This window comes from Candidatus Eisenbacteria bacterium, assembly GCA_035712145.1.
GTDB lineage: Bacteria > Eisenbacteria > RBG-16-71-46 > RBG-16-71-46 > RBG-16-71-46 > DASTBI01.
In genome coordinates this window covers 1-1,402 of the sequence record DASTBI010000231.1, presented here as the reverse complement: position 1 = coordinate 1,402, position 1,402 = coordinate 1, and the positions used below count along the sequence as shown (strand labels likewise).

Below are 1,402 nucleotides of genomic sequence, written 5' to 3'. Positions count from 1 at the left end.
GACATGGTATTGGCACTTGCTCTTGCCTGCTGGTCCTTCGAGCGGGGAAGTGGCTCGCCAGGAGTGAACCTACAAATGACCGGGCTCGGTCAGCAGGAGCCTAGAGGCAGATAGATCGCCCTGTGTCCCGGCCTCGGTCGTAGGCGGCGTCTTCCCAGCCATGGGCATCGGCCCGCGCCGATGCTCTAACGAGAGATATAGAACGAGCGCCCAGGCGTGCCACACCTTGGCCTAACTCGTTACCAATAGCTTAACGCATCGCCAGAGAGCGAAGCTTGGCAAGCCTACTCTGCCCAGGTCGGTTGAAGGCCCCCGCCGAAGAACGCTAAGAGTCCGACTCGAAACTCATCCTGATTGCGCGAGCCGTCGGGTGAGCAGCATGATGGAGGCGGCGTAGAGGAAGGCTCGGGCGGATTCGAGGGTTGCCTCGAAGTCCTTGGCGAGGCGGCGGTTGCGGCCGATCCAGGCGAAGAAGCGCTCGACGACCCAGCGCCGGGGCTGGACGGCGAAGCCGACCTGGTCGGGGTTCTTGCGAACGATCTCGACGGCGATGGCGGTCGCGCCGGCGACCCGCCTCCCGGCGTAGCCGCTGTCGGCGAAGACCTTCGCGATGAAGGGAAAGGCGTGGCGCGAGGCCGCCAGCACGGGCCCGCCGCCGTCGCGGTCCTGGATGTCGGCCGGGTGAGGCTCCAGCACCAGGGGACGACCGTCGGTGTCGACGAGGGCGTGGCGCTTTCTGCCCTTGATCTTCTTGCCGGCGTCGTAGCCCCTCGGCCCGCCGGCCTCCGTCGTCTTGACGCTTTGGCTGTCGAGCACCCCCGCCGAAGGGCTGGCGGCGCGCCCGCTGCGCGCGCGGTCGAGCATGACCAGATGGTGGTTCAGCCGCTCCAGAACGCAGTCGTCGCGCAGCCGCAGGAACCAGCCGTAGACCGTCTGCCGCGGCGGGAAGCTGTCGGGCAAGAGCCGCCAGGCGCAACCGGATCGGAGCACGTAGAAGATCGCGTTCACGATCTCCCTCATCGGCCACGCTCTCGGCCGTCCCGTCAGGCACGGCGCCGGCAAGTGCGGCTCCAACAGAGCCCACTCCTCGTCGCTCACATCGCTTGCGTAACGCAGGTGCTCGCGGCTATGCCGCCGACGGGTGGCCGGGGTCCACATGAGGCTGTCCAGACTGGCTTCGACAACCGTCCGGAATCACACCTCGCCCCGGCCATCCACCCTCGCCAAACGTTTCGAGACAGCCTCTAAAGCGGTCGGCAGCGAGGCACGCAAGGACGATCATGACGTATTTCATGCCCCGAGTTGTAGCGGGAGTGGATTACGTCACCGTGAGACGAACTTCTAAAATTTAGCGCAACGGACTGGCGCGGAAAATGGGGGTCCCACGGCCGCGGAAGAGGGT

General features: G+C 66.0%; 1 protein-coding gene. It reads right to left on the bottom strand.

Translation table 11 applies throughout. From position 1 onward, the window contains the following. Positions 1-345: 345 nt before the first annotated feature. Positions 346-1,158 (bottom strand): IS5 family transposase, encoded by an 813-nt coding sequence (locus tag VFQ05_16560; protein ID HET9328380.1) that lies wholly within the window; start codon positions 1,156-1,158, stop codon positions 346-348. Positions 1,159-1,402 lie beyond the last annotated feature (244 nt).